The sequence below is a fragment of the Agrobacterium sp. DKPNP3 genome (genome assembly GCF_052686535.1).
Map to the genome: position 1 here is coordinate 24,588 of NZ_JBQYSN010000060.1, position 6,333 is coordinate 30,920.

Below are 6,333 nucleotides of genomic sequence, written 5' to 3' on the forward strand. Positions count from 1 at the left end.
GCGAAAACGCTCCAACGGATTGGTCTTCAACGCACCGAGTTCCTCTCTTGATCTCGGTCCAACCACAACGGTACTGCGATAGATGAAAGATTTTCCGGAAAACCTTCTCAACGGCTATAAGAACTTCATGAGCGGCCGCTATGCCGATGAGCGCGAAAGATACCGCGTTCTGGCGGAAACCGGACAGAAACCGCAAACGCTGTTCATCGCCTGTTGTGACTCCCGTTCGGCACCGGAAACCATTTTCGACTGCGGACCGGGAGAGTTGTTCGTCGTCCGCAACGTTGCCAACATGGTGCCGCCCTTCGAGCCCGACGGGCAATATCACGCAACCTCCGCCGCCATCGAATATGCTGTTCAGGTTCTGAAGGTAAAGGACATCGTCGTCATGGGTCACGGCCGCTGTGGCGGCATCCAGGCAGCACTCGATCCCAATCTCGAGCCGTTGTCGCCCGGCGATTTCATTGGCAAATGGATGAACATGGTCAAGTCGGCCGCCTCGCAAATCCAGAGCAACGATGTGATGACCGCCTCCGAGCGGCAGACGGCGCTGGAACGCGTTTCCATCCGCAACTCCATCACCAATCTGCGCGGCTTCCCTTTCGTCAAGGCACAGGAAACCGCCGGCAAGGTGAAGCTGCACGGCGCATGGTTCGATATTTCGACCGGCGAATTGTGGGTGATGGACGGCAAAACCGGCGACTTTCGCCGCCCCGATCTGTGATTAGGCGTGTAGCCTCCGCCAATAACATTCAACTTCGTCACCCGGACTTGATCCGGGGTCCAGTGCGATCAAGTCCTTGATCGCCAAAGACCCTTTCACGGCGCAGACGCGCCGTGACTGGATGCCGGATCAAGTCCGGCATGACGGAAGTGAGAATTCGCGCGTGGGAAGCGGCCTTATTGGCCGTCGATTGCCTTGCCGATGAAGGCGATGGCCTGCTGATAGACGCTTGCGGCGTTCCAGCCCTGGATGGCGGCATAATTCGCCTGCCCCTGCTGGTAACCTGCACCACGCTGCCAGCCATGGCCGACGAGGAAGTTAGCGGTGGAAGCCAGCGCATCTGCGCGCGAGCCGACAAGATCGATGCGGCCGTCGCGGTCGAAATCCACGCCGTAGCGCACCACGTTCAACGGCAGGAACTGCGTCTGGCCGATTTCACCATGTGCGGCGCCCTTGGCGTTGACATTCAGCGAACCGCTGCCGACGAGCTTCAGGGCGGCATAAAGCTGCTCGGTGAAATAATCCGAACGACGGCAGTCAAATGCCAACGTCGAAACGGCCGACAGCGTGTGCTGTTTACCCATGAAACTGCCGAAGCCCGTTTCCATGCCCCAGATGGCGAGGAGCGGACCGGCGGGCACGCCGTAGGCGCGCTCGATGGAATCGAAGAGCGCGGCATTGTTCTTCTTCATCGTCTTGCCGCGCGAAATGATCGTCTGACCGCCGCGCTTCTGCATGAACTGTTCGAAGGAGAGCTTGAAGCTGTGCTGGCCGCGATCGGCGCTGATCGTGGCGCGATTGTAGGTCACGTTGGCAAAGGCGCGATCGAGCACAGAGGCGCTGACCCCGCGCCCCGCCGCTTCCTGCTTGAAGGCGCCGACCCACGCTTCAAAACCCGCGGAGGTGTTGCCGCATTGCGCCGCCATGACCGGCGTCGCTGCCAGAACCGAGACCATGGCCACACCAGCCAGAATTGCCTTCATTGCCCGCATCTAAATCTGCCTTCGATGTTTTTGGGAGAGTTTTCCCGAGAACCAAACCATTATACTGCATGGTTCAGGTGCCAAAACTGCCTTTTGGCGGCCTAAATTGCCTTTCGACAGCAAAGCCTGCAAATAAACTGGCCGTGATCTCGCCAATTATAAAACCCGCCTGCCCCACACAGAACAGACGGGTTATACTTAACGAACCTTAAAAAATCGTATCGTTGATCAGGCAGCGGCCTTGCGCGGCTTGATGAAACCACGATTGATCAACAGTTCGGCGATCTGGACGGCATTAAGAGCTGCGCCCTTGCGCAGGTTGTCAGAAACAACCCAGAGGTTGAGCCCATTTTCCACCGTCGCATCTTCGCGGATACGCGAGATGTAGGTCGCGTCTTCACCGGCGGATTCGACCGGCGTGATGTAACCGCCGTTTTCGCGCTTGTCGATGACGAGGCAACCCGGCGCTTCGCGCAGGATATCACGCGCCTGATCGGCGGTGATCTCGTTTTCGAACTCGATATTGACCGATTCCGAATGGCCGATGAAGACAGGAACGCGCACCGCCGTGCAGGTCACCTTGATCTTCGGATCGAGCATCTTCTTCGTTTCGGCCAGAACCTTCCATTCTTCCTTCGTGTAGCCGTCTTCCATGAAGACGTCGATGTGCGGAATGACGTTGAAGGCGATACGCTTGGTGAACTTCTTGGATTCGACCGGGTCGGCCACGAAAACGGCGCGGGTCTGCTGGAACAGTTCGTCCATGCCTTCCTTGCCTGCGCCGGACACCGACTGGTAGGTGGAAACGACGACGCGCTTGATCTTGGCGAAATCATGCAGCGGCTTCAGCGCAACAACGAGCTGCGCCGTGGAGCAATTGGGATTGGCGATGATGTTCTTCTTGGTGAAGCCTGCAACCGCATCGGCGTTCACTTCCGGAACGATCAGCGGAACGTCCTGATCGTAGCGCCAGGCGGACGAGTTATCGATGACGACGCAGCCCTGCTGGCCGATCTTCGGCGACCACTTCTTGGAAACATCGCCGCCGGCCGACATCAGGCAGATATCCGTGTCGGAAAAATCGTAGTTCTCGAGGTTCGAAACCTTCAGCGTGCGGTCGCCATAGGAGACTTCCGTGCCCTGCGAGCGGGCGGAAGCGAGCGGCACGACTTCATCGGCGGGAAAACCGCGTTCGGCCAGGATATTGAGCATTTCGCGACCGACGTTGCCGGTGGCGCCTGCAATTGCAACTTTGAAACCCATGATCAAGCTCTCTTTCTGTCTCTCCTCTTTTTGGTGAGGTGGGAACCCGCATCATATCGCGGCTTCCTCGATCCCCAGCCAAACCGGGGAGAGAGCGGTGGCCAGAGACGTTAGACGGTTTTAATCGTCGTTTTGGCCGTAATTCGGATAGAATAAGAAAGACGCGGATCATCGCCGGCGGATTGTGCCGGTCCTTCCATGACGAACATGTCTGCAACATGCATGCGCAAGGTGATGCTCCTTCTTCGCGAGAAGCTATTAGAAGGTTTCTCGTTCCTGTCAAGGGAAAAGGCGCCGGCTGAAGGAGGCGTGAAGCCGCACCGCGACATATTCGGGATGCTTCACATTAGACTAAAGTCATAATCCGAAAGCATCGCTCTTACTGGGGTTAATTTTCTGTCACTCTGCTGTCACGCGCATTGCAGCCGTAAGGTTGAGTCCAGAGGAGAGAGCTGGGCTCCGCAGTGCGTCGATTGGGACATCTGTGGAGGACAGACAATGGCAAATGTTGCAGCCGTAAGCGGCGCCGCCCGTCCAATGACGGGTGAAGAGAAGAAGGTGATTTTCGCCTCTTCTCTCGGAACGGTCTTCGAATGGTACGACTTCTATCTTTACGGCTCGCTCGCGATCTACATCGGCGCGAACTTCTTCAGCCAGTATCCGGAAACGACGCGTAACATCTTCGCGCTTCTGGCCTTTGCCGCCGGCTTCCTCGTGCGCCCCTTTGGCGCGCTGGTCTTTGGCCGGCTCGGCGATATCGTCGGACGTAAATATACCTTCCTCATCACCATCCTCATCATGGGTGTGTCCACCTTCCTCGTCGGCGTGCTGCCCGGCGCATCGCAGATCGGCATTGCCGCTCCGATCATCCTGATCGTTCTGCGCATGCTGCAGGGTCTGGCGCTTGGCGGTGAATATGGCGGCGCTGCAACCTATGTTGCCGAGCATGCCCCCAATGGTCGCAGAGGTTACTACACCTCCTGGATCCAGACGACGGCGACGCTCGGCCTGTTCCTGTCGCTGGTGGTCATTCTCGGCGTGCAGTTTGCACTCGGCAAGGAAGCTTTCGCTGCCTGGGGCTGGCGCATTCCCTTCCTCGTTTCCGTTCTGCTGCTCGGCGTATCCGTCTGGATCCGTCTGAAGATGAACGAATCTCCTGCCTTCAAGAAGATGAAGGAAGAGGGCAAGACGTCGAAAGCGCCGCTGAGCGAAGCTTTCGGCCAGTGGAAAAACGCCAAGATCGCGCTCATCGCGCTTGTCGGCGCCGTCATCGGTCAGGCCGTTGTCTGGTACACGGGCCAGTTCTACGCGCTGTTCTTCCTGCAGAGCATTCTGAAGGTCGACGGCCAGTCCGCCAACATCATGGTGGCGGCAGCGCTCATTCTCGGCACCAGCTTCTTCGTCATCTTCGGCTGGCTGTCCGACAAGATCGGCCGCAAGCCGATCATCATGGCCGGTCTGATCCTTGCCATGCTTACCTACTTCCCGCTGTTCAAGGCACTGACCTGGGCAGGTAACCCGGCGCTTGCACAGGCGCAGTCCAGCGTTCGCGCCACCGTCAGCGCCGCACCCGGCGACTGCAAATTCCAGTTCAACCCGACGGGCACGGCAAAGTTCACCACATCCTGCGATATCGCAACCTCGTTCCTGACGCGCAATTCCGTGCCTTATGACGTGGTCGCGGGGCCGGCCGGCCAGCCGGCCACCGTCAAGATTGGCGACGCCACCATCACCAGCTACGACGCCGTCGCCGCTGGCGCGGATGCCGCAGCCAAGGACAGGGCCTTCCAGAAGCAGGTCAACATGGCGCTTCACGATGGCGGCTACCCGCTGGTGCGCGGCGCGGCACAGGTGCCGGACGCAAAACTGGACGCCTTCATTGCCGCAAACCCGGAACTGAACCTCAATGCCGATGCCGTTCGCGCCGCCGACAAGAAGATGGTTGCGACCGACAAGCTGGTGGCTGACAAGCTGCTCACTCCGGCCGAAACCGGTGGTGCAGCCGAAATGGCCGTCTACACTGTGGCCGGCGGCGGCACCTTCTCGATGGTAGCCGATCCGGCTGCCGTGAACTGGGTCGTCATCATCGCGGTTTTGACCGTCCTCGTCATCTACGTGACGATGGTCTATGGCCCGATCGCAGCATTGCTGGTGGAACTGTTCCCGACCCGCATCCGCTACTCCGGCATGTCGCTGCCATACCACATCGGCAACGGCTGGTTCGGCGGTCTTCTGCCCGCCACCGCCTTTGCGATGAGCGCGGCGAAGGGCGATATCTACTACGGCCTCTGGTATCCGATCATCTTTGCAGGCATCACGCTGGTCATCGGCCTGCTGTTCCTGCCGGAAACCAAGGATCGCGATATCCATGCCATGGATTGAGTGACACCCGATAGACTGTGGAAATCACCCGGCGTTTCGGCGCCGGGTTTTTTGTTGCCGCCGTACCGCCATGGCCGAAAATGGGCTTTTCCGGCCTGTCAATCCGCCGCAGGTAGAAAACAGCAATAACAAGACAAAAACGCCCGAAATGGGCTATGACGGCTTATCAGGACGGGAATGGGAGAGCAGTTTTGAGAATCGGGACACCAAGAGAACTCTATGAAGGTGAAGCGCGGGTCGCCATGACGCCTGACAGCGCGCAGGCTTTGCAGAAACTCGGCTATGAGTGCGTCGTCGAGGCAGGGGCCGGCAAGGCGGCCGGCTTTTCTGACGACGCCTATCGCGCAGCCGGCGTGACGGTGGTCGACAGCGCCGAGGCGCTTTACAGCGGCTCCGATATCATCGCCAAGGTTCGCCCGCCGGAAACGGCGGAAATTGATCGCCTGTCTTCGGACAAGACTCTGATCTCGTTCTTCTATCCCGCCCAGAACAAGGACCTTCTGGAACAGGCGAAGGAAAAGGGCGCAAACGTCATCGCCATGGACATGGTGCCGCGTATCTCCCGCGCCCAGAAGATGGACGCCCTGTCTTCCATGGCCAATATCGCCGGCTATCGTGCGGTCATCGAGGCCAGCAATAATTTCGGCCGCTTCTTCACCGGTCAGGTGACGGCCGCCGGCAAGGTGCCGCCCGCGAAGGTGCTGGTCATCGGCGCCGGCGTTGCCGGTCTTGCCGCCATCGGTACGGCCACATCGCTCGGCGCGATCACCTATGCCTTCGACGTGCGCCCTGAAGTGGCCGAGCAGATCGAATCCATGGGCGCGGAATTCGTCTATCTCGATTTTGCCGACCAGCAGCAGGATGGTGCAGCGACCGGCGGTTATGCCGCCCCCTCCTCGCCGGAATTCCGCGAGAAGCAGCTGGAGAAATTCCGCGAACTCGCCCCGCAGATGGATATCGTCATCACCACGGCGCTGATCC

General features: G+C 59.1%; 5 protein-coding genes. 3 read left to right on the forward strand and 2 right to left on the reverse strand.

The window, feature by feature from the left end:
* The first annotated feature begins 82 nt into the window (after positions 1-82).
* Positions 83-724 carry a carbonic anhydrase gene (locus ACUTJJ_RS16460; protein WP_063948093.1) on the forward strand — a complete coding sequence of 214 codons (642 nt, stop codon included), beginning with the start codon at positions 83-85 and terminating at the stop codon, positions 722-724.
* Between the two features lie 176 nt (positions 725-900).
* Here ACUTJJ_RS16460 and ACUTJJ_RS16465 read toward each other — a convergent pair whose 3' ends face one another.
* Together ACUTJJ_RS16465 and ACUTJJ_RS16470 are read right to left on the reverse strand one after the other, a co-directional pair.
* Positions 901-1,716, reverse strand: coding sequence for a lytic murein transglycosylase (locus ACUTJJ_RS16465; protein ID WP_063948094.1), 816 nt, complete (start codon positions 1,714-1,716; stop codon positions 901-903).
* Between the two features lie 219 nt (positions 1,717-1,935).
* Positions 1,936-2,970: an aspartate-semialdehyde dehydrogenase gene (locus ACUTJJ_RS16470; RefSeq protein WP_063948095.1), complete on the reverse strand. Its 1,035-nt coding sequence runs from the start codon at positions 2,968-2,970 to the stop codon at positions 1,936-1,938.
* A 498-nt stretch (positions 2,971-3,468) separates the two neighbouring features.
* Here ACUTJJ_RS16470 and ACUTJJ_RS16475 point away from each other — a divergent pair, with 498 nt between their 5' ends.
* Entirely contained in the window at positions 3,469-5,352 is a 1,884-nt protein-coding gene (locus tag ACUTJJ_RS16475) for an MFS transporter (RefSeq protein WP_296068339.1), read from the forward strand.
* A gap of 191 nt (positions 5,353-5,543) precedes the next feature.
* Positions 5,544-6,333 (forward strand): Re/Si-specific NAD(P)(+) transhydrogenase subunit alpha (locus ACUTJJ_RS16480; protein ID WP_445542813.1); only part of this gene is annotated, 790 nt, incomplete at its 3' end.

Bases quoted from the DNA above. Each gene is read 5' to 3' on its own strand.
- ACUTJJ_RS16475 (WP_296068339.1), top strand. From the start codon at position 3,469: ATGGCAAATGTTGCAGCCGTAAGCGGCGCCGCCCGTCCAATGACGGGT.
- ACUTJJ_RS16470 (WP_063948095.1), bottom strand. From the start codon at position 2,970: ATGGGTTTCAAAGTTGCAATTGCAGGCGCCACCGGCAACGTCGGTCGC.
- ACUTJJ_RS16460 (WP_063948093.1), top strand. From the start codon at position 83: ATGAAAGATTTTCCGGAAAACCTTCTCAACGGCTATAAGAACTTCATG.
- ACUTJJ_RS16465 (WP_063948094.1), bottom strand. From the start codon at position 1,716: ATGCGGGCAATGAAGGCAATTCTGGCTGGTGTGGCCATGGTCTCGGTT.